Annotated in this window: 25 protein-coding genes, 1 pseudogene and 1 other annotated feature; of the genes and pseudogenes, 2 read left to right on the top strand and 24 right to left on the bottom strand. The window is 45.5% G+C overall.

Translation table 11 applies throughout. The features are described from left to right. Positions 1-99 precede the first annotated feature (99 nt). Complete coding sequence (gpr, locus tag ASG93_RS31170; protein ID WP_056838618.1) at positions 100-1,098, bottom strand: GPR endopeptidase; 999 nt, start codon at positions 1,096-1,098, stop codon at positions 100-102. A 288-nt stretch (positions 1,099-1,386) separates the two neighbouring features. Here gpr and rpsT point away from each other — a divergent pair, with 288 nt between their 5' ends. Continuing rightward, a complete protein-coding gene (gene rpsT, locus ASG93_RS31165) occupies positions 1,387-1,638 on the top strand; it encodes a 30S ribosomal protein S20 (RefSeq protein ID WP_028557986.1) in 252 nt (83 codons plus the stop codon). A gap of 89 nt (positions 1,639-1,727) precedes the next feature. Here the strand turns inward: rpsT and holA are convergent, their stop codons facing one another. The 6 genes from holA to ASG93_RS36060 all read right to left on the bottom strand — a co-directional run bounded on the left by holA (position 1,728) and on the right by ASG93_RS36060 (position 9,528). After that, positions 1,728-2,747, bottom strand: a complete 1,020-nt coding sequence (gene holA / locus ASG93_RS31160; protein WP_056838616.1) for a DNA polymerase III subunit delta — start codon at positions 2,745-2,747, stop codon at positions 1,728-1,730. Between the two features lie 214 nt (positions 2,748-2,961). Beyond that, positions 2,962-4,176, bottom strand: coding sequence for a zf-HC2 domain-containing protein (locus tag ASG93_RS31155; protein ID WP_056838614.1), 1,215 nt, complete (start codon positions 4,174-4,176; stop codon positions 2,962-2,964). Beyond that, a complete protein-coding gene (locus ASG93_RS31150) occupies positions 4,173-4,721 on the bottom strand; it encodes an RNA polymerase sigma factor (protein ID WP_056838612.1) in 549 nt (182 codons plus the stop codon). Before ASG93_RS31150 ends, ASG93_RS31155 begins: the two co-directional genes overlap by 4 nt. 458 nt (positions 4,722-5,179) lie before the next feature. Then, entirely contained in the window at positions 5,180-7,744 is a 2,565-nt protein-coding gene (locus tag ASG93_RS31145; RefSeq protein WP_235551024.1) for a DNA internalization-related competence protein ComEC/Rec2, read from the bottom strand. Positions 7,745-8,214: 470 nt separating this feature from the next. Beyond that, the gene (locus tag ASG93_RS31135) at positions 8,215-8,727 is read right to left on the bottom strand and encodes a deoxycytidylate deaminase (RefSeq protein ID WP_056838607.1); all 513 of its coding nucleotides are present in this window, start codon (positions 8,725-8,727) and stop codon (positions 8,215-8,217) included. 108 nt (positions 8,728-8,835) lie between these two features. Continuing rightward, entirely contained in the window at positions 8,836-9,528 is a 693-nt protein-coding gene (locus ASG93_RS36060; protein WP_056838605.1) for a helix-hairpin-helix domain-containing protein, read from the bottom strand. A 306-nt stretch (positions 9,529-9,834) separates the two neighbouring features. Here ASG93_RS36060 and comER point away from each other — a divergent pair, with 306 nt between their 5' ends. After that, positions 9,835-10,656: a late competence protein ComER gene (comER, locus tag ASG93_RS31125; RefSeq protein ID WP_056838602.1), complete on the top strand. Its 822-nt coding sequence runs from the start codon at positions 9,835-9,837 to the stop codon at positions 10,654-10,656. A 32-nt stretch (positions 10,657-10,688) separates the two neighbouring features. Here the strand turns inward: comER and leuS are convergent, their stop codons facing one another. From leuS to ASG93_RS36700, 17 genes and pseudogenes are all read right to left on the bottom strand, one after another. Continuing rightward, positions 10,689-13,166: a leucine--tRNA ligase gene (gene leuS, locus ASG93_RS31120; protein WP_056838600.1), complete on the bottom strand. Its 2,478-nt coding sequence runs from the start codon at positions 13,164-13,166 to the stop codon at positions 10,689-10,691. An 87-nt stretch (positions 13,167-13,253) separates the two neighbouring features. Continuing rightward, positions 13,254-13,567: a binding site (T-box leader), on the bottom strand. A gap of 65 nt (positions 13,568-13,632) precedes the next feature. Continuing rightward, entirely contained in the window at positions 13,633-14,391 is a 759-nt protein-coding gene (locus ASG93_RS31115; RefSeq protein WP_056838598.1) for a class I SAM-dependent DNA methyltransferase, read from the bottom strand. Position 14,392: 1 nt separating this feature from the next. Further along, positions 14,393-15,286 (bottom strand): S1 RNA-binding domain-containing protein, encoded by an 894-nt coding sequence (locus ASG93_RS31110; RefSeq protein ID WP_056838596.1) that lies wholly within the window; start codon positions 15,284-15,286, stop codon positions 14,393-14,395. Next, complete coding sequence (gene rsfS / locus ASG93_RS31105) at positions 15,283-15,630, bottom strand: ribosome silencing factor (protein WP_056838594.1); 348 nt, start codon at positions 15,628-15,630, stop codon at positions 15,283-15,285. The genes ASG93_RS31110 and rsfS overlap by 4 nt, the downstream gene beginning before the upstream one ends. 18 nt (positions 15,631-15,648) lie before the next feature. Continuing rightward, entirely contained in the window at positions 15,649-16,215 is a 567-nt protein-coding gene (gene yqeK / locus ASG93_RS31100; protein ID WP_056838593.1) for a bis(5'-nucleosyl)-tetraphosphatase (symmetrical) YqeK, read from the bottom strand. Beyond that, positions 16,205-16,792 (bottom strand): nicotinate-nucleotide adenylyltransferase, encoded by a 588-nt coding sequence (locus ASG93_RS31095; protein ID WP_056838590.1) that lies wholly within the window; start codon positions 16,790-16,792, stop codon positions 16,205-16,207. The genes yqeK and ASG93_RS31095 overlap by 11 nt, the downstream gene beginning before the upstream one ends. A 12-nt stretch (positions 16,793-16,804) precedes the next feature. After that, positions 16,805-17,098 carry a ribosome assembly RNA-binding protein YhbY gene (yhbY, locus tag ASG93_RS31090; RefSeq protein ID WP_029193567.1) on the bottom strand — a complete coding sequence of 98 codons (294 nt, stop codon included), beginning with the start codon at positions 17,096-17,098 and terminating at the stop codon, positions 16,805-16,807. Between the two features lie 20 nt (positions 17,099-17,118). Beyond that, positions 17,119-17,979 (bottom strand): shikimate dehydrogenase, encoded by an 861-nt coding sequence (aroE, locus tag ASG93_RS31085; RefSeq protein ID WP_056838587.1) that lies wholly within the window; start codon positions 17,977-17,979, stop codon positions 17,119-17,121. Between the two features lie 17 nt (positions 17,980-17,996). Continuing rightward, on the bottom strand, positions 17,997-19,112 hold the full coding sequence (gene yqeH / locus ASG93_RS31080; protein ID WP_056838585.1) for a ribosome biogenesis GTPase YqeH: 1,116 nt from the start codon (positions 19,110-19,112) through the stop codon (positions 17,997-17,999). An 8-nt stretch (positions 19,113-19,120) separates the two neighbouring features. Then, positions 19,121-19,615: a YqeG family HAD IIIA-type phosphatase gene (locus ASG93_RS31075; RefSeq protein ID WP_171643686.1), complete on the bottom strand. Its 495-nt coding sequence runs from the start codon at positions 19,613-19,615 to the stop codon at positions 19,121-19,123. Positions 19,616-19,733: 118 nt separating this feature from the next. Next, positions 19,734-20,246: pseudogene (locus ASG93_RS31070) on the bottom strand (alpha/beta hydrolase); the annotation flags it as partial. A gap of 52 nt (positions 20,247-20,298) precedes the next feature. Next, the gene (locus ASG93_RS31065) at positions 20,299-22,533 is read right to left on the bottom strand and encodes a DUF3488 and DUF4129 domain-containing transglutaminase family protein (RefSeq protein ID WP_056838581.1); all 2,235 of its coding nucleotides are present in this window, start codon (positions 22,531-22,533) and stop codon (positions 20,299-20,301) included. Beyond that, the gene (locus ASG93_RS31060; RefSeq protein WP_056838579.1) at positions 22,526-23,812 is read right to left on the bottom strand and encodes a DUF58 domain-containing protein; all 1,287 of its coding nucleotides are present in this window, start codon (positions 23,810-23,812) and stop codon (positions 22,526-22,528) included. The genes ASG93_RS31065 and ASG93_RS31060 overlap by 8 nt, the downstream gene beginning before the upstream one ends. 4 nt (positions 23,813-23,816) lie before the next feature. Next, positions 23,817-24,776 carry an AAA family ATPase gene (locus ASG93_RS31055; RefSeq protein WP_056838577.1) on the bottom strand — a complete coding sequence of 320 codons (960 nt, stop codon included), beginning with the start codon at positions 24,774-24,776 and terminating at the stop codon, positions 23,817-23,819. Positions 24,777-25,134: 358 nt separating this feature from the next. After that, entirely contained in the window at positions 25,135-25,236 is a 102-nt protein-coding gene (locus tag ASG93_RS36705; protein WP_235551023.1) for a YjcZ family sporulation protein, read from the bottom strand. A 37-nt stretch (positions 25,237-25,273) separates the two neighbouring features. After that, positions 25,274-25,540: a hypothetical protein gene (locus tag ASG93_RS31050; protein ID WP_056838576.1), complete on the bottom strand. Its 267-nt coding sequence runs from the start codon at positions 25,538-25,540 to the stop codon at positions 25,274-25,276. A gap of 50 nt (positions 25,541-25,590) precedes the next feature. Beyond that, positions 25,591-25,701 carry a YjcZ family sporulation protein gene (locus ASG93_RS36700; protein ID WP_235551030.1) on the bottom strand — a complete coding sequence of 37 codons (111 nt, stop codon included), beginning with the start codon at positions 25,699-25,701 and terminating at the stop codon, positions 25,591-25,593. Positions 25,702-25,833 lie beyond the last annotated feature (132 nt).

Raw genomic sequence — 25,833 nt, 5'->3', positions numbered from 1 at the left:
TTTCGACGCCCCCCTTCTTATTCCTTCCAAATTACGTAAAAATGGACAAAAAGAAAGAACTGCCTCCAACAAACTAGCGGACTCAGTTCTTACAATCATTTAGTGCGTATAGGCTGCTACATTATCAACACTTACAGCATCGTGTAAGGCAGCATTTAAGCCGCTAGCAATAATATTGGCGATGTCTTCAATAAACTGGTCGATCTCCTTCGGCGTGACAAGCAGATCGTGTCCTACGGGGTTCAGCACCTCTTTAACCAGCAGTAGCCGCTCATCTTCGTGGATATTGTCAAGAAGTCCTAGAATCTGCCCTGTGTTGCTTGTTTGCTGGCTAAAATGCTTGTGCATCAAGTCAAAAGCATTATTCACGATGGTCGATGCGTACACAACGGTCGGGACTCCAATAGCTACCACAGGAATGCCAAGGTTTTCTTTGGTTAACCCTTTGCGTTTATTTCCAATACCTGAACCGGGATGAATGCCTGTATCTGCAATTTGAATGGTTGTATTGACCCGATCTAAGGATCTGGAAGCCAACGCATCGATGGCAATAATGAAATCAGGTTTGGACATATCGACAATCCCCTGAACGATGTCACTGCTCTCAATCCCCGTTGTTCCTAGCACTCCTGGCGCTACCGCGCTAACCGCTCGATACCCAGGACTAACGTCTTCTGGAACTAGTTCAAAGTAATGACGTGTAACCATCACGTTATCCACAACTAAAGGACCGAGCGCATCGGGCGTCACATTGGAGTTGCCTAGACCGATAATGAGCGCTTTTGCATTCTTGGGGATGCCGATTTCACGCAAAAACTGTTCAAACTCTTGAGCCAATTTCGTAGCGACGCGGTCCTGTAATTGGCTATCTTTCTCCCGCAGTGCTGGCACTTCTATCGTTATATAATGTCCGAGAAGCTTACCAAGCGCTTTGGAGCCCTCTTCGTTTAGAACGTTGATCTTGGTAACTCGTATCCCGTTTTCACGCGTCGACTCCTGTTCAATGCCAGGTATCGGTTGCCCCTGATTGGCTGCATGAGCCATATCCCTTGCATCTAACGCAAGATCCGTATGTGTTGTAAAAGAGCCTAATTCCATTGAAGTTCCCCTTTCTCAAAATATAAAAATTTATATGTTTCACATGATAAGCTTTGCATATTTCTGGGTAAACGCGCCTGTCCTTGGAGGACAGCTTAGCCGTTATCCTTGGGTGCATTGCATCCCTTATTGTGCTACGATTTACAACCGCTTATGCAAAAAAGCAGACCACTGAAAACCTATTGACAGGTCTTGCATTTTCAATTGTTGCATGGTAGAATACTTAAAGTTGTCAGCAAACATACAAATGTAACGTTGAACGTGTTTTGTAAGTAGGAGGTGAATTTCATGCCAAACATTAAATCCGCTATTAAACGAGTAAAAGTTAGCGAAAAGCGCCGTCTTCGTAACGCTTCCCAAAAGTCCGCTCTGCGTACTGCTGTGAAAGCTTTCGAAACTGCTGTAAGCCCAGAAGCTCTAATTAACGCTTCCAAGAAATTAGATAAAGCAGCTTCTAAAGGTTTAATCCATAAAAATGCCGCTAACCGCAAGAAGTCCCGTCTGGCTAAAAAGCTGAACGCTCTTACGGCTCAAGCGTAATAAAACGGACATAAAGCAAAAGTCCAGTTCTCTATCACAGAGAGCTGGACTTTTTACTGTTCGAAAGGCTGTCCTCCTAGGCAGCAAACCTAAGAAGCAAGCCTAAGAAGGAACAACTCTAAACCTAACACTTTATCGATTTTCCCTGTTTTCATTTGGAAATCAAGATCCGCAAGCTGCGACATGATCCGGCTCAGCTTCTCAATATCATATTTACGTGCCTGCCCTTCAGCCACCTTCACGGCAAAGGGATGCAAACCGATCTGTGAAGCCATTTGCTGCTGGGAATAGCCCTGTTTACTTAACTCCTTCACCTGCAGCATAATGCGGAATTGTCTAGCGATGAGCGCCGCGATCTTGATCGGCTCCTCACGCTGCTTCAGCAGCTCCTCGAGAATAACGAAGGCACGTTCCAGCCTGACATTTACAATGTCCTCTATCAGAATGAAGACGTTCTGTTCTGTACTGCGGGCCACCAATTGATCAATGACATCAACCGATGCTTCAGCACCGGCTCCTACATATAAAGAAATCTTCTCAATCTCTGCCGATAAGGATTGCAAATTCCCGCCGGTGTATAAGATCAGTTGGTCGGCGGCTTCCCTCGTGAACGAAAAACCCAGCTGCTGGGCTTGTTTGGCTACCCATTGCTGCAATTCTTCCGGGCTCAGTGATAAGAAGGGAACCGCCGCTTCAAGGTCCTTGAGCGCTTTCACAATCTTCTTACGCTCGTCCAATTTATCTGCATCTACCGTAAACACCACAACCGTATGTTCCGCTGGAGATTTCAAATAATCCGTCAAACGATCCAAATGATGTTCAATCTTCGAACTTTCCTTCGCCCCTGTGAAAAACAGCGCATTCTTCGCGATGACCAGCTTCTTCGGAACCATAAAGGGAAGGGTCTCCGCATCCTCCAGCACCGCAGAGAGACTAATTTCGCTTAAATCAAATTTACTCACTGCAAATTCTTTGTGTTCGGGCTCAATGAGCAAATCCGTTAGAACCTGAATAAATTCCCTCATCTTATATTTCTCAGGGCCGTAGCACAAATAAACAGGTGCAGGGCGCCCTGCTTGTATATCTTTCAATGCTCTCTTTGCGTCCATAGCTAGCGTTCACTCCTTGCTTACATTTTACCAACAACAAAGGGATTACGTCAAAGCCCGAAGACCTTGAGGTAATCCCTTTGTTTGTCTATTTAAACACCGGTTAAAGGCTCTAGAAACCTTATACCGTGTGGACAATCCACCAAAGCATTGCCGCTTCCTTATCATACAACATACGCTAGAAGCGTTACTTTGGTGCATTCGCCTCACAAATTTACTTAGCTGCTTCCTCTTTCGTATTTAAATCGATGAGAAAAGTTTGAAGAGAGCCTTCGCTTTGAACTTGGTAAAATAATTTGTCATCCTTAGACCATTCCACTAGCGTGATAAGATCACCCGTCTTCCAAACTTGCTTGGACGCCAAAACAACTTCTTTGGTAGTGCTGTTTCGGATTACGACATGCTGCTCTTCAACAAAAGCCTCGAAAACGCCTGTAGTTGATTTCAACGAATTCGCACTGTTCGGAGCGGTCAAAGAATATATGCCTCCGACATCACTCGTTGCTCCACCATTCTTAGAAGCTGACGCAGGTGTTGGATCGGTAGATTTCAATACCTTCTGCTCTTCCGGTACCTTATTTGAAGTTATACTGCCCTCTGGCGGATTCGTCGATGCAGGGTCCGATTCATTCTTCCTATTAGTCCCCGTAGAAGCCGGATCTTTGAGCCGTTCAGGCTCTGAGGTAGAAGGTGCTTGGCGCAAACCATCCGTACCTTTCTTGGTCTCAGATGAACTCAGCGTTCGCGGCACCTCCAACTTCGCATCTGTTGTAGCTTGCGGCCCTACTTGCCCATTTCCCACTGTTGCTTCTGGCTGTACATTCACTTGCCCATCTGACTTAGCAGCTGGGGCATTTGGTGCCGCCTGCTTCGTGTCTGCACGATCTGCCGCCTTCTTCTTGCCAGCATCCTGTGCAGCGTTTGAATCGGAGGCCGTCGTGCTTTGCATTTGTCCGGCACTATGTTTTTCAGATGCAGCCTTTGGCTGCAGCCAACCATCTGCTTGATCCAGAATAGGATGCTTCAGATTGAATGCGAAGAAACCAAGGATGAGACCAGCGGCAACGACACCACCTGCGAATTTCCAGGAGAACTGTAATCCTAAACGGCGTGTCCAAGGGAGTTTGGGAGGCTGCACAGATGTTGTCTGGCTGGCATTAGTACCGAAAGCAGCCACCTTGTCGGTAATGGACGCCGCGGCATGTCTATCTATATCAGCTAGCTGCGGCATGATAGCATCGACCAAACTGTATGGAGGAATGACCTTCGGTAACTGGGTCAGTTCATCGGACAATCTTTGTAAACGTTCAAACATCTGTGCACAGTCCAAACAATGCATCAGGTGAGCATGAAGCTCATCTTCCTCTTTTGCATCTAAATCCCCATCCAGCTGTCTTTGCATAAATTCCATCACCTCTTGACAATTCATCCCCGAACACCTCCTTTCTGATATTCTTGGAGCAGCGACTGTAATTGCTGTCTAGCTCGAAATAAGTAAGACTTCACCGTATTTAAGGGTAGGTTGAGAGATTCTGCAATTTCATGATACGAAAAGTCCTGCAAATAACGGAGAACAACAACAGATCGATGGTGTTCGGGAAGCTTTTCGATTGCTTCTCTAATATCTTTGGCTAAGTAGCCAATTAACATTTCCTGTTCAACATTATGCTCCGCTGTAAAGGTCATATCATGCTCATCAATCGAAACCGTTGGTTTCGCTTTGCGAAATTTATCGATGCAGATATTCGTTACAATCCGCTGTACCCACGTCTTGAAGAGCGCTTTTTCTTCATAGGAATTAATTTTTGTATAAATCCGAAGGAGTGCCTCTTGTGAAGCATCGAGGGCATCCTGTTCATTATTCAAAATATAATAAGCGGTTCGATAAACGTGAGACTCAATTTCTCGCAATAGGGTAATGAGAGCATCACGATCACCGGCTTGTGCAGATCTTACCAGTTCGGGTGCTACCACTGGGATCCCTCCCTCTTGCAATCTTACAGACGCAGCAGCGTCTCATAAGGTTGCAACTCTTTTAGAATAAAAAAACGATGGCAATCTTGCAACTACCAGAATAACAAACTTCCTGAAATAAATACACTTGTTATTAGACGTATGCCAGACCGATTAGTTTCAACTTCGGCTCACAAACCGCTCTCCCCTCTCTCTCATCCATCAAATTACTCTCCATTGTAAGCTTTTTTAAAAGAAGGGAAAGTACTATGTTTGGGTAGTACCGCCTAAGAAAATGCCATAACCGATTAATTCTTACCAATAGCAAATGATTGGGACCAGGGATTCCCTTCGGAATTCATTGGATATACAAAGAGCTGCATATGCATGGTGATCCACCATGGAAGCAGGAACCTATAGGGGAAGAACATAAAGATCCACATTCGAACAACTCTGGGTAGAGATCATTCAGATGTCGTTTAATCCATTATTTTTATACGGGAGTAAATACCCTCTTTGCGGACTTCAAGCTGCACTTCCCCCATTTGATCTGTACGTAACACCTGCACCTCATTTTCTTCCAAACGCCTTAACACATCAGGTGCTGGATGACCATAACTATTCATACTGCCTACGGATATGACGGCCCATGAAGGCTTCCAATAGTCCAGCCACCCTGGTGTCGTGGATGTTTTGCTGCCATGATGAGCAATTTTCAGTACATCGACCTTATGATTTATATGTTGATCTAGGTCAATTAACGAAGGATGTTCTTTTAAATAATCGACCACAACTTCTTCAGATTCTTTCTCCATATCCCCCGTAAATAACCAACGCGTCCCCTGCATCTCGAGCAAGAAAACAACGGACTGCGCATTCTGTTCTTTGACAATTTCGATAATTCGATTATCTCTTTCCAAAGGGTACAGAACCTGCAATCTGGTAAGCGGATCAATCTGAATCCAATTGCTTGCATTCGCAGGCAAAAGCGGCACTTTTCGCTTTAGCAGAGTGTCAAATAATTTCTCTAGGCTTGCCCCTGGCTTGAGCGTTCCATTAAAGAGAAACTGCTTGACGGGCATTTGCGCAATAACAGCCTGCAGACCGCCACTGTGGTCCGCATCTTCATGTGTGAGAACTACGAGATCTAGTTGATGAACACCACGTTTCTTAAGCAGCGGAACGAGCAGCTTTTGGCCAACTTCATACGGATCTTCACGAATTTTCCAAGCTTCGCCAGGTTTCCTGAATGTAAGCGTCCCTCCTCCATCAACCAGAATATGTCGGCCATAAGGCGTTCGAATCAGAATAGCATCACCTTGACCTACATCGATAAATTGAACGAGACCGGATCGATCGAAGCGCTCTGGCGAATACCCCATCCAAAGCAATAGGAGGAAACCTCCTGTCGTACAAACTAACCATTTCGATAAGTTCATTTTCTTTTTACCTTTGATACTTACCAAAATAATCGGAGCCTCTCCTCCAGCATCTTGCGACAAGCGCTGACATAATCCATAAAGCAAAATGAGAAAAGCATAATAAAAGGCAATCCAGGGTAAGCTTGGCGACGGCCACAGCGTCTTAAACTGGTTTAAATGCTGAAGCTTGTCTGTCATCGAGAAAATCACTTCGTTTAACCAAGAAATAAGCAAACCTATGCTTTTTCCAGCAGGAACATAGACTATTCCCAGAACTAAAGCAAGCAGGCCAGCGGGGAATACAATCATGCTAATAACAGGAACCAAGACGGCATTAGCTAGCCAAGACAATAAAGAAAACTGATTAAAATAATAAATGGATATAGGAAAAGATACCATTTGGGAAACCAGCGTGATGGAGGCCGTATTTCTAATTATTCGGGAAGAAATCCAAGGAATGAATAAATCATTGACTCTTTGTACCCCAACAATGAGACCCAGTGTAACCAGAAAAGATAACTGAAAGCTGACATCCAGCAGGAAGTATGGATCCCACAAAAGCATGATCCATGCGACAATCGCCATAATATGCAATGCATCCTTTAACAGACCTCGCCGAGCTGCATAGAGGGCAATAATTGACATGAGTCCGGCCCGAACAATGGATGGCGAAGCACCAGTCAGCAGGATATAGAACGGCAATAACCATATACAGATTAGCAAATAAGTCTCCTTCGCCAGCTTTAATCGGCGCATGATCCAAATGCAAACACCAAGAAATACAGCAATATTCAAGCCGGATATCGCTAAAATATGGGTCAATCCCAGCTCTGAAAATTGCTGGAAACGCTCGGGATCGAGATCGTCCGTCTGACCGATCAGCATGCTCTTCATGAACCCCGCCTGCGGCGCGGGGAAGATAAGGTCCATACGCCTGCTGAGGGCACCGCGCAGCTCGTCGTTCCGGCGCAGCAGCAGCTGGACGACGCTTAAGCGCGAAGCCGCAGGCTCGACCTGCGCCTGATCCACCCCTTTGGCTGATAGCAGCCAATGTGTGTGGTGAAGGCGCAGGTATCGGCGGTAGTCGAAGCCGCCGAAGTTACGGGCCGGGGACGGGCTGCGCAGCGTCCCGTGCAGCGTCAGGGCGTCGCCTCGGCGCCAGCCCGACGCCACTGCCTGCTGCTCCTGCTGAAGCAGGCGCAGCGAGACCTGCACGCTTTCCCCGCCGAGCGGGAAAGCTTCCGCGCCCTGGAAGCGGATGGACTCCGCTTCCATCGTGAAGCTGGCCCTGTCGCCGTCTACGGTGACAGGGCTGGAGAATCGGCCGAGCAGCGTGACCTCGCTGCCGTCCAGGCGCTGCTGCTGCTGCGCCAGCGGCAGCAGCGCAGAGACGTTGCGCTGGTCGGTCCATTGGAAGTAGCCATAGGCTACTCCGACCAGCAGGAAAGCGCACAGCGGCTGTCTGCCAGGCAGCCGCAGTACGAAGATGACGATAAGCGCGGCTAACAGCAGCGCGCTCGTCATCAAAGATAACCACCGCAGGTCCGTATATAGCGCCAGCGTATAGCCAGTTATCCACAGACAACAACCTATAACAACTGGTCGTTTCATTAGCATTTGCATATGTATTTGCTCCCGCTCCTCTTGAATGTCATAAAATCGATTTTAATTATGCCACTTCAGAAATAGTAGGAATGACTCATAATCCGATTTTAGAGTCTTATTGCTGTTTTTTCAGAGGTAGATAGTCTAAGTTGGTTACCAATGTTGTATTTCCTGCAACAATTTACACGCCAAAAGGCTATTTTGCTACTTAAAGTTGCATTTTGTACAACATATTCGACCCATTTGTTACGAAATAGCCTGTTTAGGACCAAATTGTTGTACAATATGCAACAACAAAGGAAGAAGGCGAGATTTAGGCAGAAATTGTTGCACTTTCTGCAACATCATGGATTCATTCAGAGGAAATCTCAATTGAGCGTATTTGACGTTGAATCCCAATTTTAGTACAAACAAAAAAACCTCTTCCCAGATCAGCCCCATAGGCTGCTTCTAGAAAGAGGTTCTTCCTCTTACTTCAGTAGATCTATTTAATTCACGACATCTGATACAGTACCAGGCGGAGGTTCATATCCTTCCATTCTACGGAAAACGATACCTCTGTCCTCCATCAAATGGCTTACTTTCTCATGATCCTTAGGGTATCCGCGATGAAAAACGATTTCCGTCACACCGCTGTTGGCCAGCATATTCGCACATGTCCAGCAAGGCTGATCTGTCACATAGACAGTCGATCCTTCGCGATCTTCGCGATCCGTAAACAGCAGTAGATTTTGCTCTGCATGAATCGTACGAATGCATCGTTGTTTACGAATAACTTCCTCGGTATCATCCACCACTTTCAGCTCAATTTCTTCTACAAGCATGCAGCCTGCCTCAGTGCAATCGGGTACACCCATGGGCGCACCATTGTAAGCTGTTCCAAGAAGCTTCTTACCCTGAACCAACACTGCGCCCACATGCCTGCGATTGCATCTTGATCGTGTTGATGCCATGTAAGCTATATCGAGGAAATAAGTATCCCAATCTTTTCGGTTGCTCATAACGGATGCTGACTCCTCCTTCCGAAGACCCCTGTAAAATCATCGGATCCTTATTTTCATTTCTAGTATTCTCTCATATTTCCTAGCAAAATAAAAGAAAAGAAAGGACTATGGCGAAGTTACATAAAGAAATGCTTTCAACTTCTCGAGCATTTTGTCCCCGATGCCCTTTACCTCCACCAGCTCTTCAATCCGGCTAAATCGCCCCTTCTTCAATCGATAGTTCATTATAGCCTTTGCCTTGATCTCTCCAATTCCCGGTATCCCATCTAACTGCTCGATAGTAGCTGTATTAAGATCCAATTGACCAGCAGACCGCGCTGCTGGCAAACTAACTTCCTGTTTTTCATTAGATACCATAGAATGCGTTGGTATTGCTGAAAACGCAGGTATTGTTGCATTCGGTTCTATGTCTCCCGTTGCTTTCGGTTCAGTTTCTATGGTTGTCTTTGGTTCAGTTTCTATGGTTGTCTTTGGTTCAGTTTCTATGGTTGTCTTCCGATTTGTGTCTATGGTTGCTTTCAATTCTGAGTCAATCGTTGTCTTCGATTCAGCGTCTATGGTTGCCTTCGATTTTGTGTTTATAGTAGATTTCAGGTCTGATTTTCTTTGCTTCACCTCAGGTACCGGCTTCTCACCATTTTGAGAAATCATAGCTTGCATTTGAGTGTTCATAGGCATAAAATCTGTCTGAATCAAAGATCTGCCTCCACGAAGGAATGGCCAAACGACAAAAGCAAATAAACAGATCACTGCCATCATGAGCAATATCCTTCCTCTTTTGGAACCTAAAAAATCCACGAATTCCCTCCTCAGAGTTTTGCTTTAGCAAAACTAACTTCGTAAGCATGAACTTTAGAGTTTTGCTTTAGCAAAACTAACTTCGTAAGCATGAACTTCAGAGTTTTGCCTTAGCAAAACTAACTTCGTAAGCATTAACTTTAGAGTTTTACTTCATCAAAACTTGCATCTTAAGCTTTCCAAACATAATTGCTGACATATGAACATATACATGAAAAAGCATCCGAATGGCATGGCAATTAAAACGAACCCCGTTCCATAAACTATGAAAGAAAGTGACTGATTTTTTTCGGGAGGGATTACTGGATGAAAGCAGGATTCATCGGTACTGGGAGTATGGGAAGTATTCTGATTGAAGCGTTCATTCATTCTGGAGCTTTCAATCCGGAGCAAATTATTGCGGGAAATCGAACGATTCGTAAAGTTGAGCTGCTTGCGGAGACATATCCTGGACTACATGTTGCCGGGTCGAATAGAGAAGTCGTACTGGGGAGCGATCTCATCTTTCTATGTGTGAAGCCGTTTGAATTCAAGAAGGTTATTGATGAAATCAAAGAGGACGTGCTTCCCTCTCAACTCATCGTATCCATCACAAGCCCTGTCCTGCTCAAACATTTGGAAGGTCTTCTGCCGGCGAAAATCAGTAAGATTATCCCAAGTATCACGAACTATGTGTTAAGCGGTGCTACACTATGTATTCATGGGAATCGAATGCAGCCCGAGGACAAAGAATGGCTTGAGAACCTGTTTGCGCATATTTCCTCACCAATTCGTGTTTCCGAAAATTTTACGCGGATCTCTTCTGACATATCCAGCTGCGGTCCCGCATTTCTTGCCAAATTTCTGCAATCTTTCATTGATGCAGCTGTCCAGGCAACCGGTATTTCAATTGAGGAAGCTACCTTACTTGCCAGTGAAATGACGCTAGGCACAGGAAAGCTGCTTACGACCGGAGGATTCAACCCTGTTACTCTGCAAAAACGCGTATCGGTACCCGGTGGAATTACAGAGGAAGGATTACGTATTTTGGACGACGAGCTTGCGGGAATATTCTCGAGTGTCATCTCTGCTACACATGCCAAATATGAAGAAGACATTGAGAAGGCTGAGCTGCTGTTTACTTTGTAGCAGCAGCCTTCCCAAATTGCCACCTTCCCTTGTTATCCTACAACAATATTTACTAATTTGCCTTTTACAACAATCAATTTGCGAACGGCCTTTCCGGCGGTCGCTTCTTTGACTTTATCAAGGTCAAATGCGATTTTCTCCATCGCTGCTTCATCTGTATCTTTGGAAATCAGCACACGATCAACAATTTTACCATTGACCTGTACAACAATCTCAATTTCATTGTCGACTGTCCACGCTTCATCGTAGGTTGGCCATGGCTGATAGGTAATTGATTCTGTGCCGCCGAGCTTCTCCCAAAGTTCTTCAGCCAGATGCGGTGCAATTGGAGATAACATCTGAACGAAATTTTTCATCGCTTCAAGCGGTAAACGTTCTGTTTTATAGGCTTCGTTAACGAAAATCATCATTTGACTGATCGCCGTATTAAACCTAAGGGCTTCGAAATCCTCGGTTATTTTTTTGATCGTCCGGTGCCAAGTACGTTTGAATGCATCACTGCCCAATGATTCGTCGGCGCTAATTTTAGTGTTTATTTGACCATTCTCGTCAACAAACAGCCTCCACACACGATTCAAGTAACGATAAATACCATCCACACCTGTTGTATTCCATGGTTTTGTAGCTTCAAGAGGTCCCATGAACATTTCATAAATACGCAGTGTGTCAGCCCCCTGATCGTTGACGATATCATCCGGATTAACAACGTTACCGCGAGATTTACTCATTTTCTCCATGTTTTCGCCAAGAATCATCCCTTGGTTTACGAGCTTATGGAAAGGCTCTTTGGTATGAACAAAACCAAGATCATAAAGTACCTTATGCCAGAAACGCGCATACAGCAAGTGAAGTACAGCATGCTCGGCTCCACCGATGTAAAGATCTACAGGCAGCCATTGCTGCTGAAGCTCATGCGAACAGAACTCTTTATCATTACGCGGATCAATAAAACGCAAATAGTACCAGCAGCTGCCGGCCCATTGCGGCATGGTATTCGTTTCACGGCGAGCTTTCATGCCGGTTTCTGGATCAATCGTGTTTACCCATTCGGATACGTTCGCAAGCGGTGATTCTCCTGTACCTGATGGTTTAATTTCATCGACCTGTGGCAGCAAGAGTGGCAGTTGATCCACGGGAACAGGCTTCATTGTGCCATCTTCAAGATGAAGAATAGGGATCGGCTCTCCCCAATATCTTTGACGACTGAAGAGCCAATCTCTCAAACGGTAGGTTACTTTGCCTCGGCCTTTACCATTTTGCTCTAACCAAGCGATCATATGGCTGATCCCTTGTTCAATGTTCATGCCATTAATCGGACCGGAATTGACGTGTTCGCCATCCCCCGCATAAGCTTCCTTCTCAACATTTCCGCCTTGTACGACTTCGATAATCGGCAAATCAAACTGTTTCGCAAACTCCCAGTCACGTTGATCGTGTCCTGGAACAGCCATGATTGCTCCCGTACCGTAACCGCCAAGCACGTAATCAGCAATCCAAATTGGCACTTTCGCGCCATTTACCGGATTGACCGCATACGCCCCTGTGAAAACACCCGTTTTGTCTTTGGCCAAATCCGTACGCTCGAGATCGCTTTTGCGAGAAGCTTTTTCTTGGTACTCCTTGACCGCAGCAGCTTGATCGCCAGTTGTAATTTGCTGAACCAGCTCATGCTCAGGTGCCAGTACGCAGTACGTAGCGCCGAACAACGTATCTGGACGTGTTGTAAATACCGTCAGACTCTTCTCATCGTGTCCTTCAATCGCAAATTGAACTTCTGCGCCTGTTGATTTACCAATCCAGTTACGCTGCATATCTTTAATACTTTCGGACCAATCCAGCTCCTCAAGATCTTCAAGAAGACGTTCAGCGTACTCAGTAATCTTCAGAATCCATTGACGCATCGGCTTACGAATAACGGGATGGTTACCGCGCTCGCTCAGACCGTCAATCACTTCTTCATTTGCAAGAACAGTCCCCAACGCAGGACACCAATTTACGGGCACTTCATCCACATAAGCGAGTCCTTTATTGTACAACTGGATGAAGATCCATTGTGTCCATTTGTAATACTCTGGATCTGTTGTACTAATTTCACGATCCCAATCGTACGAGAAACCTAGTGATTTAATTTGACGACGGAATGTATCAATGTTCTTCTTGGTGAATTCTCGCGGATCATTTCCCGTATCCAATGCGTACTGCTCAGCAGGAAGTCCAAAAGCGTCCCATCCCATTGGATGAAGGACGTTAAAGCCTCTCATCCGTTTGAAACGTGAAACGATATCCGTTGCTGTGTAGCCTTCTGGATGTCCTACATGAAGACCAGCTCCAGATGGGTATGGGAACATATCCAGCGCATAAAACTTCGGTTTATCCGAATTTTCTAGCACCTTAAATGTTTTCTTCGCATCCCAATAAGCTTGCCATTTCGGCTCAATGGCTTGTGGATTATAACCTTGCTGCTCTTTTGTTTCTTTTGTTTCTCTGGTTTCTTTCGTTTCCTGTGTCATGTGCAAAATCCTCCCTGTGTACAGCCATCCTCTTCATGATTCAAAGCGCTTTAAGCGCCAAAAAACCCCTCATCGCTAGCGGATATCGCTAGGGACGAGAGGTTAAATTCCCGTGGTACCACCCTAGTTAACACGAGGGCATTCTTTGCCTGTGTTCACTCTGCCCCTTAACGCGGGTGAGACGATCCGGCTAGCACCATTTATAGGGATCTTTGAACGTAGTTCAAAGTTCAATCCGCTTTGGGATCTTCGAGCTTTGCTCAAAGTCTCTCCGCTTTAAATGGCGATTCACCTTCTAGCTCCAAGGCGAGTTCACAAGACTGACATCTACCGGCTTCCACCCTACATCCGGCTCTCTGAGAGATGCTGTACAAGTTACTAATCCTCTTCTAAGCTTTAATCTAATTAGCTTTGATTATATGTAAAATAATGCCGCACTGTCAAGCCGCAATGGACTTCATTGTCGTTATTTCTTTGCAATAAAGAAAGCTCGCTCCGTCATAAAGGTAGGTTGCTCCCAAGTAAAGTCGGCAGCCATATGCACCTCAGTGAAGCCAGCAGCAAGCAGCATGTCCTTAAGCCATTGCAAAGAATAAGCTCGCTGCTGATGAGTTTCATCGATGCGTCGGAAAGTATTCATGCCGCTATCTTTGACAAATATGGTCAACTCGTGCTCAATCTGCACTCTTTCTACATCCAACTCGCTTGTCCATATGTAGGCAACATCTTCTTCATTCAGGAAAAAAGGCTGAGAGTCTGCATAAGCGAACAACTGCTCAGGTGTATGCACATCGAAAAGGAAAAGACCGCCTGGCTTAAGCCCCTCAAAGGTTTGGCGGAAAGCATCCACGATATCTTCTTCCTCTAACAAATAGTTGAGACTGTCACAGATCGAAAGCGCGACATCTACTTGTTCACCGAGGTCCCATTCACGCAGATCCTGTTGTACCCAATGAATGGCTCCACCGCGCAGCTGGCTTCTTAGCTCCCCCGTCTTTTGCTCGGCGACTGCCAGCATGTCTTCAGATAAATCGATACCTGTCAGCTGGTACCCTTCCATGGCTAAAGGAATCGTCAAATTCCCGGTACCACAGCCCAAATCAACAATCGTAGATGGTTTCATACCAAATCGATTGAAGCTTTCTTTAACGAAACGAAGCCAATCTTCATACGGCATGCTATTCATCAAACGATCATAGGTGTACGCGAATTTTTCATAACTCATCTTAACCTTGAGTCTCCTCTTGCTTCAGATAGGTCCAATCATCTTCCTGATAAATGAGCCCGTCCTTCATAAGCTTGCCTAATGCGCGTTTGAAAGCCGCTTTACTTAGGCCAAATCGATCCTTGATGACATCTGCTGACGTTTTATCCGAAAATGGCATCGCATTGCCAGGCCGTTCTTGAAGAACACTCAAAATGCGCTCTGAATCTTCATCGCGCCCTTTCTCCTTCCGAAGCCGCATCGATAGATTGACCCGCCCATCCTCTTCTCGGACGAAGGCGACTCGTACTTCAACTAACTCACCTACACGCAGCAAGCGTGTCCGTTCTGGAGCAGCGATTAGTCCAATAACACCGTAGCCAAGGACTCCTGCTTCGCAAATGACAAAGGTACCAATTTGCAGCGGTCTGTACACACGTGCTTTGACCCATTGATTACTCCAACTCGAGGGTGCACGAACGCAAAGAGGAGCCAGATCCTCCTCTAGAGCCAGCTTAGCAATCAAACGTCCTTGTCGATCATGAGCTAATGTTGCAAAGACTTTATCCCCTACTTGAGGACGCAGCTCTTCGAGCTCCGGCACATGTCGGTAAGGAAGCAATAAGTTGCGACCCAGTCCCATTTCCAGAAAATATCCAAATCTAGGGTGAATATCGACAACTTCCAGAAGCCCTACTTTACCCATGAGAAGAAGTGGACGTTTCATTGTAGCCATCAATCGATCCTGCGTATCGTGGAACAAGAACGCTTCAACTTGATCACCGGGCCCAATCTTGCCTACGATTTCTGCATAAGGCAGAAGAACATCCTGCTGGCCGTCTGTAAGGAAATAACCATTAGGAGGAACCTCCCTCGCTACCTCAAGGGTACCAAGGGATCCTGCTTCCATTCTCATACGCGCTCCACAACTTTGGCATCGGACCAAAGTCTTTCGATATTATAATATTCACGATCATCGCGGTGGAAGACATGAAGAACAACATCCCCTAGATCAAGCAGAACCCATCTTGCTGTATCAATACCTTCGTAGCCTCTGATATTAACGCCGTGCTCATGCGCTTTCTTTCTAGCTTCGCCGGCAATCGCTTGCACTTGTGTTTCGGAATTCCCGTGACAAATAACAAAATAATCGGCGATTAAGGACACGCCTTTCAAGTTCAGGGTTACCACCTCTGCCGCTTTTTTATCTTCAGCAGCCTCAACAACAAAAGCCAAAACTTCTTCTGGGTTTTTACTCATTCAATCATCCTCCAAGGTTTATGTGTTTAATTGTGTAATCAAATCGTTTCGAGTCAAAATAGTAAGCGGATAAATCCGTTTGCCTTTGGCAATTAAAAAGCTAATCGTGGAATCAAAACCAGCGACCAGCGCCTTCTCTAGGCTTCGCTTAGCGAGTTCGCGAATGAGATCAACACCCGGAAAATCACGTCCAGGCTCCATATAATCTGCTAAGCATACGATTTTGTCCATTAATGTCATCTGAACACGACCGGAGGTGTGATACCGGATTGCATCCAGTATCTCCTCATCATGGATGCCAAATTGCTCCTTAGCGATAAAAGCACCAGCATGCGAATGCCATAGCTCCTTCTCATAGTCCAGTAAGTCCTGGGGCAATCCGTTCTCGCGGATAATCTTAGCTTGCTCCTGAATGGGCCAATACTTGCAATAATCGTGTAAAATAGCCGCCAGTTCAGCTTTGACCGGGTCTCCACCAAAACGCTTCGCCAAAATGATGCTAGTTTCCATGACACCGAGTGTATGCAGCCAGCGTCGTTCAGGCATTTGTTCCTTTACCGCCGTTATCAGTTCTTCACGATTCATACAACCGGTTCACCTCCATATAAAGATTCACCGAGTCTGGGACAAGGTAACGGACAGAACCGTTCCTTTGCCGTTCCTTTCGAATAGCTGTTGACGAAATTTCAACAAGCGGCATCGGTACAATCGTTACACGATTACGAATGTTAATAGGCATATGTGACATATCAAGTTCATAGCCAGGTCTAGCTAATCCAATAAAGCGAATATGCCGCACGATGTCATCAATGCGATGCCACTGCGGCAAAAATTGAACCATATCGGCACCTATAATATAAGCAAATTCCGTACCTGGATATTCCTTGGTGAGCAGCTCAATCGTATCGATACTATATGATACGCCGCCTTTGCTGATTTCGATATCAACTGGACGAAAAAAAGGATTGCCTTCCGCAGCAAGACAAACCATCTCCCAGCGCTGCTCCGTCGTTGCTTTCGGCGCATTTGGCTTATGCGGCGGCACATTTGCCGGCATCAACCACACTTCGGCGAGATCTGCTTCCACCCTCGCTCTTTCCGCCGCGATCAGATGACCGCTGTGGATAGGGTCGAAGGTGCCACCCATTATTCCGACAAGCATATATCCACCTCTTTAGCGCGGCAGTTCAATCTTCTTCTTGTCACGCGATTCTTTGTAAAGCACGACGATTTTACCGATAACCTGCACGAGCTCTGCGCCAGACTTTTCGGATAATTCAGTGCCGACCTCGTCGCGGTCTTCTCCACTATTGTTGAGCACAGTAATTTTAATCAATTCACGAACTTCCAAAGCTTCTTGAATGTGACGGATTAAATGATCGTTCACGCCGCCTTTACCTACTTGGAAGATCGGATCTAAATGGTGCGCCATTGAGCGCAAGTAACGTTTCTGTTTGCCTGTTAACATGGATGTCCCTCTATTCATTCTTATTCAGTTAAAGACTGTTCTACCACCTGTCTCATGGCCGCAACGGGCGCAGGGGTGCCAGTCCAATATTCAAAGGCAAAAGCACCTTGATAAATAAACATACCGAGTCCGCCATGTATGCGGGCTCCTCTTGCTTCCGCTTCACGAAGAAATCTTGTAATTCGCGGATTATAAATGAGATCGCTGACCAGATGATGCGAACGTAGAAGTTCAAGCGGTAACGGAACTTCATCAACATGAGGATGCATACCGGCCGAAGTTGTATTCAGAACGAATTGGACCTCATCTACAATAGGTCCTAGCTCGTCTATGCCAAGTCCAATCGCCTCCGTGTAGCTGCTAATCGTATCAGCAAGCTCCAAGGCGCGTTCTTTGGTACGATTCGCGATATAGATACGGCGAGCTCCTTCTTTGGCAAGCGCATAGGCAACGCCCCTGGCAGCTCCACCAGCCCCAAGGAGAAGAACGCTTTTCCCCTTCAGTTCAATACCCGTCTCTTCCTTGAGCGATCGCACATAGCCAATACCGTCCGTATTGTAACCGATGAGCTTGCCAGCTTCATTAACGATGGTATTCACCGCCCCAACGATCCTAGCCCCTTCATCGATTTCATCCAAGTACTGCATAACTTCCACCTTATGCGGAATCGTTACGTTGATACCTCGATATCCTAATGCCCGTATCCCGCGAACAGCTTCCCCTAGTTCATCAGGACGAACGTGGAAAGCAGCGTAAACTGCGTTAATGCCCGCTTCCTGAAAAGCCCGATTCAACATAATCGGGGAACGGGAATGCCGTATTGGATCGCCGAAAACCCCGTATAGAATGGTATGACTATCAATCGTCCGGATTTTCTCCATGTTCTCCACTTGTCCCCCTAAATCAACGACTCACGCGTGATAACCTTAATCCCCTTCGGCGCATGAACGGCAAGCTGAGCTCCAGCTAAGCTATTCACTTTAATCCAGCCTAAACCAGAGATCAGCACATCCATCTGTTTCCCCTTCGGAATATGCAGCGGATGCTTCACAAGCTTAGGCAGCTCGTCCAAGTCCGCTAGGTTTGGTGGCGCAAGCATGACACCTTTATGTTCTACATACAAATCATCAGCCTTTTCGAGCTTCGTGCGATGAATTTGAATGGCATTGGACGTGTAGCAAGTGAATGATTGATGTTCACCGCTAATAAAATCAAATCGAGCTAAGGCGCCAAAAAATAACGTTTGCGCTTCATTTAATTGAAACACCATCGGCTTAAGCGGTTTGTCTGGCATGATTCTAGCTAAATCACGTTTTTTCACGACTTCAGTTAAACGATGAGTGTGCACGATTCCTGGTGTATCCACAATAAACCGACCATCATCCAGTGGGATTTTGACCAGATCAAGTGTTGTACCAGGGTACTGTGACGTCGTAAGCTCCGACTCCAAATCACTGTAATCACTGATTAACCGATTAATGAGCGTCGATTTACCGACATTCGTTGCACCGACCACATAGACATCCATGTTGCCGCGGTATTCCTGTACAGCTGTTATAACACGATCGAAGCCAATGTTTTTCTTCGCGCTGCAAAGAACGATATCAACAACCTTGAGGTTCTCCTCCTTGGCTCTTCGCTGTACCCAGTTAATAATCTTGTTTGCGTTCGTCACTTTAGGCAGCAAATCAATCTTGTTTACGACTAACAGAACAGGATTCGTACCCACAAAACGTGCAAGACCGCTAATCATACTGCCTTCAAAGTCAAAAATATCTACGATTTTCACAACTAGCGCTTTGGTTTGACCGACATGTCCAAGTAATTTAAGGAAGTCGTCCTGCTGCAGAGTGATACTAGAAGATTCATTATAATGCTTGATGCGATAGCAGCGTTGACAAATAACCGGTTCCTTCTGCATCGCTTCAGCCGGGATAAAGCCCAGCTTGCCCTTTTCTTCCGTTTGCAGCAATACGCCGCATCCCGCACAATGATTAATCGTTTCTGTACTCATGAATCCTCCTATTTCTTCATCCTTGCTAAAGCCCATTTCTCAATACGGCGATTGATTTTCGTGAAAAAACCCTCATCCTTAATTGAAATGGGTTGTACAAGGATCGTGTATAGCCCCATCCGATTGCCTCCAAGAACGTCTGTTAACATTTGATCACCTATGACAGCTGTTTGTCTCGCATTCGTACCAAGCAGCTTCATGGCTCTGTGGAATGAAACGTTCGTTGGTTTCTTAGCCCGGTGAATGAATGGAATGCCAAGCGGCTCCGCAAAGGCCGAAACCCGTCCATGGTTATTATTGGACACGATGACGACCTTGAAGCCCATTTTTTGCAAACGATTCAGCCACTCTATTAACTCCGGAGTCGCATGCGGATCTCGTGCGCCTACGAGTGTATTATCGAGATCTGTTATAATACCGCGAACACCAAATCCCCATAGGTGATTGGCATCAATATCGTAGATCGTATGTACAGATTGTCTGGGCACTAGCTTTTTCAGCAAACAAATTACCTCCAACTGCTTCCTCGCAAAGCTGAGAGACTTTGAACTACGTTTTATATACGTGAAACTATACCATAGTGATCCATTTGTTGCAAAAAGAAAAGAACATATTTTCCCACTAGGAACGGGCTGGAAACGGCAGCCAATTCAATACGTTTTGAATTTTACGATCCCAATAGCCCCACTCATGTTCGCCTTGCTCTTCTTCATAGGTCAGATTCAAGCCCAATTCGCGGCAATAATCTCGGAATCGAATATTATCTTCATAAAGGAAGTCTTCCGTACCGCAGCATTGATAGAGCTTAGGGGATTGTCTAGTCGCGCCTGACAGCTGCTCTGCCAAATAAAACAAATCATTCTCGCTGCCTTTGATCTTGGACACATCTTCATAAATCAGTTTGAAATCGTCAGGGAAATTCAATGCTCTGTAAGATATATCTAATGCCCCCGATAAGCTTGCCGCTGCTGCAAACCGGTCCGGATGTGAAAGTGCCAGCTTCATCGCGCCATAGCCACCCATGGACAAGCCTGCCACATAATTCAATTCTCTTTCCTCAGCTAGCGGGAAAAATGATCGCGCTAAGGCAGGCAATTCTTCGCTAATAAACGTCCAGTATTTGGGCCCATACGCCTCTCCTCTCATAGGAAAACCACCCCCTCGAAAGGTGAGTGGCTTCTTTGTCCTATTTCATTTGTTCTTTTAATCGAATAATAGATTGACTAACGGTCTGGTAGTCGACTTCAGTGGAATTCTGCTGACTGTACTTCGCGCGCTCAAACAATTCGAGCACTGTTTCCAGCTCTTTTTTCATCCACTTGCTTTGGTTCGACCACCTTGTCGTCGCTTCCCGCACGGTTTCATGCTCATGTCTCGTGTAACCCTTGCGACGGCTTAGCCGCAGCAGTTTTTCGAATTCAACGATGATTTTCTGATTAAAATTAACGGCTTGCTTTTTCTTCCTGCGGGTTCGCCATGCTCTCCGGTAGTCGCTTTTCAAGATAAAGAATAGAACTACTGCAATTAGCGCAGCAGCTGCTATACCACTTAATGTCAACCACAACCAAGTAAAGCTCGGAGCTGCTTTCGTTTCGTCAGGCAAAGCAACAGGGTCACTTCCCGTTGATAGGTCAACAGGTGGCGGTGTTTGCTCAGGGAACACAGTCGGCAGTTTGAACCCTGAGGTCGGTTCAAAAGGGATCCAACCAAAACCTTCAAAATACACTTCAACCCAAGAGTGCGCGTCTGAATTTCTAACGGTATAGGTACCTGCGCCATTCACATCGGTTTCAGAACCCAGTTGACTCAAAATCCCTAAATCCCTAATTTCCGCTGGTATCGGTGAAGTACCTGAAGAATAACCTTTCACCCAACGAGTTGGAAGACCAATAGAACGGGCGAGTACTGCCATAGACGATGAGTAATAATCACAATACCCTTGCTTCACTTCAAATAAGAAACGGTCTACGAAATCCTTGCTCTTGCCCTTGCTTTCATCTGGATTATTCGTATATGGATAATGATCGGATAAATACTTCTCGATAGCTTTCGCTTTGTCATAAGGGTTCGTCGCTGCCTTGGTAATTTCTACAGCCAGCTGCTTCACTCGTTCCGGAAGGTCGGCAGGTACTTGAAGATACTCCGCCCATTCCAGTTGATTCGTATAGTCTGATTTGACTTTTCGCAATAACGCTTCTTCCAGGATAGGTTCCTGGGTAACGATTGTGTAATCTTTAGGATAATTATTTCTTCCTACATAACGCAGTTCAGACTGGCGCGGAGACCATATTAGACGTTGAAACGGGTTTTCGCCTTTATTCACTTCAACAATCTTCTGGATGGCGAATCCCCCGAATAAAACGGGAAAAACTTCCTCCCTATCCATGACAATCGTTTGTGTCACTTCTTTGGTTTTCAAAAGCGACAGATCAAATCGCGGATCTAGCGGCAGCGGATTGCCATTCACTCGATTGACTGGCAATTTACGCTCCATCGGGCTAAGCTCCCAGCCTTTTCCGTTATAAAGCGATCTCGTTTCACCTCGGAAATAGGTCCTCTTGCTCGTTTCAACGGTCATAACCGGCGTATAATCATAACGAAAACCGCCGCCGAGCCGGCTGTCATCCCGACTATAGCCGGAAGAAGCATCAGCGTTTGAAGATGACGTGACGCTGACTCCTTTACCAAGTAGAGGAATAGCTTCACCATGGCTTACTTTCCAAGCAGTGTAGGGATCCGTTAATATCGGATTCACAGTTGGGGCTAGTAGACCAACTAGAAAAGTGATACCGACAATCAACAGAACGGGAACAACAAGGGTTGACGGGTAATCCGTAATCGTTTCCCAAATGACCGGTGCCCGCCTCTTCAGTTGACTAAAATGCTGCACCATCAACAGTGAGAATCCGCAAAATATGACCATAGCAACTTGCGGCCACAAAAAGATCACACTGAACGAATCACGAATAGCAAAAAATAAAATACTGACAAAAATAAGGACAAATACACGCATTCTCGATTGGATAGACCACATCGCAAATAAATAAGTAATCCATGCAGTTAAACTAAACCAAATGTACGGTTCCAACTGCCCTGCATTCAGTGCAATCCATTTCACCGCAGCTTGCCATCCTGTCACTTTAATCGCCACAAAATGATAGTTCATACCAATGCCGTGCAGCCATATTATCAAACCGAATTGAATCAAGGAACGCCAGCTGCGATGCAAGTTCGGTATAAGGTATGTAACCGCTACAATGAAGAGGCTTCCTGTCACAAACGCGACCGTTTCTGGCAACCATAGCCCATCCTCTTTCATGATCCAGATGACAAATTGATAAAGGTAAATACCAGTAAGAATTGCGGTGACACGCTGTGACCAATCTGTCAGTAAAATCCTTTTCCATAATACGTTAGGCATAACGTTTCGCCCCTCCCAACAGGTTAGGCAAGTCCGTCAACTGACTAACCTCATAACCCATATAACCTTGTGAGCGAATCGCCTTTATCCAATCCTCTTGATTACCTTCCATGTCCGCACCTTGCGGTTTGAATGCATGGTTGGACTTCGTATGAACCCAGATATGGCATGGATTCATCTGAAGATGTTCCAGGTGATGAATCACCTGAATCATCGCTGAGCCCTTTTGCGGAGAAATAAGTACAAAGAAGCAGCCTGCTGGCCATTCCCGCGAGCGTTCCTTGATGATTTGGTGAAGGGAGTGATAACCATCTGCCTCTACTCCGACCAAATGCTGAATGATTTGCTTATGATGATTCTGACTTTGCTTCGGCTCAAAATAAGAAGATTCCTTCCCAATCGAGAGTAATCCAAGCGCTAAGTCACGACTCGCTCCGTAACGGAATAAGGAAGCTGCAACAGATACCGCCAGTTCAAATTCAGCAGAATCCCGATAGGCACGGGCACTCCGATCCAATAAAATAATCGTCTTGGGCAGGGATTCTCGCTCGAATTCTTTGGATTTCCATGTACCTGTCTTCGCCGTAGCATTCCAATGTATTCGTGATAAGCGGTCCCCATAAATATATTCACGGACACCATTAATTTGCGTCGTTTCACGATGTGCTCGCGTCGTTGTGGAATGATGCTGCATGCCTTTCAGCATTTGATGAAATTGCGCCCATTCCCGAATAGCTACCGTTTGTGGATACACAGTAATAGGCTGCTGAAGCTCCAAACGTCCCTTATGCTGGAAGAAACCAAAAACATCCTCGGTTAGGCACTCCGTTGCTCCAAAGCGATAATACCCTCTTCTTAATGGTGGTGTACTGTAAAGTAACTCACCTCTACGTTTCCAATCCGGAACAATGGAGCCTTCGAAAATGGTCTCTTCCCCATTCTGTCGAATAAGCTGATCTTTAATCATCATATAGGGAATGGGCCAGAATCCCGGAATCTGCACGCCAATACCGATCTGCAACGATTGCCCGGCTTCTATTTGAGTTTCTTGCCCTATATTTGCAAGCTTGCGTGAACCTTGCGCACGTTTGATTCCACTCCAGTTGCCAGAGAGTAAATAGGCCGACAATAATGTGATAATGATAAAAAGCATAGAGGCCAGCTTCCCACCTTGAAACAACAGGAACAATAAACTAGCTGTGAAACAAGAAATAAGAAGCCATAAAGCTGCCGGAAACCGGGGAAGCTCCCCGAATCGTTTGAATACCGGTCGATTCATAGGCTCACTTCTCCAATCGTACCGGCACGCGTACTTGTTCGAAAATCGCGCCGAGAACTGAGGAAACCGTGGCTCCGTCCATACGGGCTTCGGAATGAAGAATCATTCGATGACCGAGAACATAAGGAGCAAGGTATTTAATATCATCAGGAATCACATAGTCTCTTCCATGGAGGAACGCAAAAGATTTGGAAGCTAAAACCAAGGAAAGCGTTGCCCTTGGACTGGCTCCGAGGAATACGGCCTGATGTTCACGTGTTTTTCTTGTAATGGTCACTAAGTAATCGGCTACTGCTTCATCTAAGTGGACAAGACGAACCTGTTCCTGGATGGCTAGTACCTGAGACATATCCATAATCGCTTGCAGAGCTTCCATCGGATGCACTTTGCTCTGGGATGTGATCATTTTCTTCTCGGCAGCTTCACTCGGATAACCTAATCTAAGCTTCATCATGAATCGATCAAGCTGCGCTTCAGGCAAAATATATGTGCCTTCGAAGTCAATCGGGTTCTGCGTCGCCAGCATCATAAATGGTGAAGGAAGCTCGTGTATATCACCATCAACGGTGATATGTTGTTCTTCCATTGCTTCCAGCAAAGCTGACTGTGTTTTGGTTGTTGCCCGATTAATTTCATCGACAAGCAAAATATTCGTCATAATCGGTCCTGAACGGAACAGGAACTTCTCTTCTTTGGGATGATATATAGAAACACCTGTTATATCGGAAGGTAATAAGTCCGGATTACATTGAATGCGGCGAAATTGTCCATCTATGGATCGAGCAAGTGCTTTAATCAGTACTGTCTTGCCTGTACCCGGCACATCTTCAAGCAACACATGCCCACCGGCCAGCATCGCAGTTAGCAGCAATTCAATCTCAGAGCTCTTGCCAAGAATGCATGATTCTAAATTCGCTTTCAACCTAGCTAGAACTTCTACATGATGATGGGTGGCAGTTTCCATGTGTGATCCTCCTTAGAGTTTTGCTCAGCAAAACTTTCTTCGAAAGCGTTACTGAGTTTTCGTAAGAAAACTTACGTCGTAAGCGTAAGCTGAGTTTTGGAAAGTTTACGACTTAAGCATTCGCTGCGTTTTTGTTGCCATTTATGGTGAAAATACTTCCATAAGTCCGTATTCTTCAAAAATGATAGGAAAATGAGCGTAAATCTAGTTTACAGTAAAGTTTTTCGTCCGTATACTTGTAAATCCTCTAAATTTATTTGTTAAATTTAACCATCCATAGCAGTGACCGAGAGTACAAAGAAAGAGACCCACAGCAACCTGCTGTGGATCTCAAATTAATATATTCTATAGCTGCCTATCATATTACAAAAGTCATAGTAATAATAACCAACAAAATAAAGAGAACCAACACTGCTGCTGCACTACTACCACCATATCCTGCTCCTGCTGCATATCCCATAAAGTAGTCACTCCTTTCAAGTGATTCAGATTAGGTACTACCAAAAGAAAAACGGAGACCTACGGAAGAAAAATGGAGACTCCTCAATGGCCAACAAATCAAAAAGAACAAGTGGAGTGACGGGGTTAAAGAATGGGCTGAACGGTATAAATGCACTTGTGCTTACGGAATTGGCATTTGAACGAAGATAGATTTTGTCACGCGTGCTCTTATCCAAAATTCCTTCTAAAATTTGCCCTTGGCGTGTCATAACATAAACATGTTTGCCCTTAAGGGATTTTAGCCGATTATTGTCGATAGACATTCCTGTAACCTCCAATTGGTGCATTCTCTAAGCTTGAGGTGTGTTGTGAATTACCATACAAATGTACTGGTAATAATAACCAAAAGAATAAAGAGAACCAAGACAACAGCCGTACTAGTACCCAAACCACCAGTATAACAACCTCCTGCAGCATAACCCATTCCATCTCGCTCCCTTCTGCTATCAGATGGTTTATTGTATTTCAATGGCATTTGAATTGCATGGACAATTGTCAGATAGTAAAAGCCTGTTTTATGATTAGGGTTAATGCTGTTATTAGAAATTAAAAAAGA

The sequence above is a fragment of the Paenibacillus sp. Soil787 genome, assembly GCF_001429545.1.
Taxonomy (GTDB): Bacteria; Bacillota; Bacilli; order Paenibacillales; family NBRC-103111; genus Paenibacillus_E.
The sequence above is the reverse complement of the archived record's forward strand: the minus strand, read 5'-3'. Positions and strand labels throughout refer to the sequence as shown.

Excerpts from the sequence above, each read along its gene's own strand:
- gpr (WP_056838618.1), bottom strand. The coding sequence starts at position 1,098 with ATGGAATTAGGCTCTTTTACAACACATACGGATCTTGCGTTAGATGCA.
- rpsT (WP_028557986.1), top strand. The coding sequence starts at position 1,387 with ATGCCAAACATTAAATCCGCTATTAAACGAGTAAAAGTTAGCGAAAAG.
- holA (WP_056838616.1), bottom strand. The coding sequence starts at position 2,747 with ATGGACGCAAAGAGAGCATTGAAAGATATACAAGCAGGGCGCCCTGCA.
- ASG93_RS31155 (WP_056838614.1), bottom strand. The coding sequence starts at position 4,176 with ATGAATTGTCAAGAGGTGATGGAATTTATGCAAAGACAGCTGGATGGG.
- ASG93_RS31145 (WP_235551024.1), bottom strand. The coding sequence starts at position 7,744 with ATGCAAATGCTAATGAAACGACCAGTTGTTATAGGTTGTTGTCTGTGG.
- ASG93_RS31135 (WP_056838607.1), bottom strand. The coding sequence starts at position 8,727 with ATGAGCAACCGAAAAGATTGGGATACTTATTTCCTCGATATAGCTTAC.
- comER (WP_056838602.1), top strand. The coding sequence starts at position 9,835 with ATGAAAGCAGGATTCATCGGTACTGGGAGTATGGGAAGTATTCTGATT.
- leuS (WP_056838600.1), bottom strand. The coding sequence starts at position 13,166 with ATGACACAGGAAACGAAAGAAACCAGAGAAACAAAAGAAACAAAAGAG.
- ASG93_RS31115 (WP_056838598.1), bottom strand. The coding sequence starts at position 14,391 with ATGAGTTATGAAAAATTCGCGTACACCTATGATCGTTTGATGAATAGC.
- ASG93_RS31110 (WP_056838596.1), bottom strand. The coding sequence starts at position 15,286 with ATGAGAATGGAAGCAGGATCCCTTGGTACCCTTGAGGTAGCGAGGGAG.
- rsfS (WP_056838594.1), bottom strand. The coding sequence starts at position 15,630 with ATGAGTAAAAACCCAGAAGAAGTTTTGGCTTTTGTTGTTGAGGCTGCT.
- yqeK (WP_056838593.1), bottom strand. The coding sequence starts at position 16,215 with ATGAATCGTGAAGAACTGATAACGGCGGTAAAGGAACAAATGCCTGAA.
- ASG93_RS31095 (WP_056838590.1), bottom strand. The coding sequence starts at position 16,792 with ATGCTTGTCGGAATAATGGGTGGCACCTTCGACCCTATCCACAGCGGT.
- yhbY (WP_029193567.1), bottom strand. The coding sequence starts at position 17,098 with ATGTTAACAGGCAAACAGAAACGTTACTTGCGCTCAATGGCGCACCAT.
- aroE (WP_056838587.1), bottom strand. The coding sequence starts at position 17,979 with ATGGAGAAAATCCGGACGATTGATAGTCATACCATTCTATACGGGGTT.
- yqeH (WP_056838585.1), bottom strand. The coding sequence starts at position 19,112 with ATGAGTACAGAAACGATTAATCATTGTGCGGGATGCGGCGTATTGCTG.
- ASG93_RS31065 (WP_056838581.1), bottom strand. The coding sequence starts at position 22,533 with ATGCCTAACGTATTATGGAAAAGGATTTTACTGACAGATTGGTCACAG.
- ASG93_RS31060 (WP_056838579.1), bottom strand. The coding sequence starts at position 23,812 with ATGAATCGACCGGTATTCAAACGATTCGGGGAGCTTCCCCGGTTTCCG.
- ASG93_RS31055 (WP_056838577.1), bottom strand. The coding sequence starts at position 24,776 with ATGGAAACTGCCACCCATCATCATGTAGAAGTTCTAGCTAGGTTGAAA.
- ASG93_RS36705 (WP_235551023.1), bottom strand. The coding sequence starts at position 25,236 with ATGGGATATGCAGCAGGAGCAGGATATGGTGGTAGTAGTGCAGCAGCA.
- ASG93_RS31050 (WP_056838576.1), bottom strand. The coding sequence starts at position 25,540 with ATGTCTATCGACAATAATCGGCTAAAATCCCTTAAGGGCAAACATGTT.
- ASG93_RS36700 (WP_235551030.1), bottom strand. The coding sequence starts at position 25,701 with ATGGGTTATGCTGCAGGAGGTTGTTATACTGGTGGTTTGGGTACTAGT.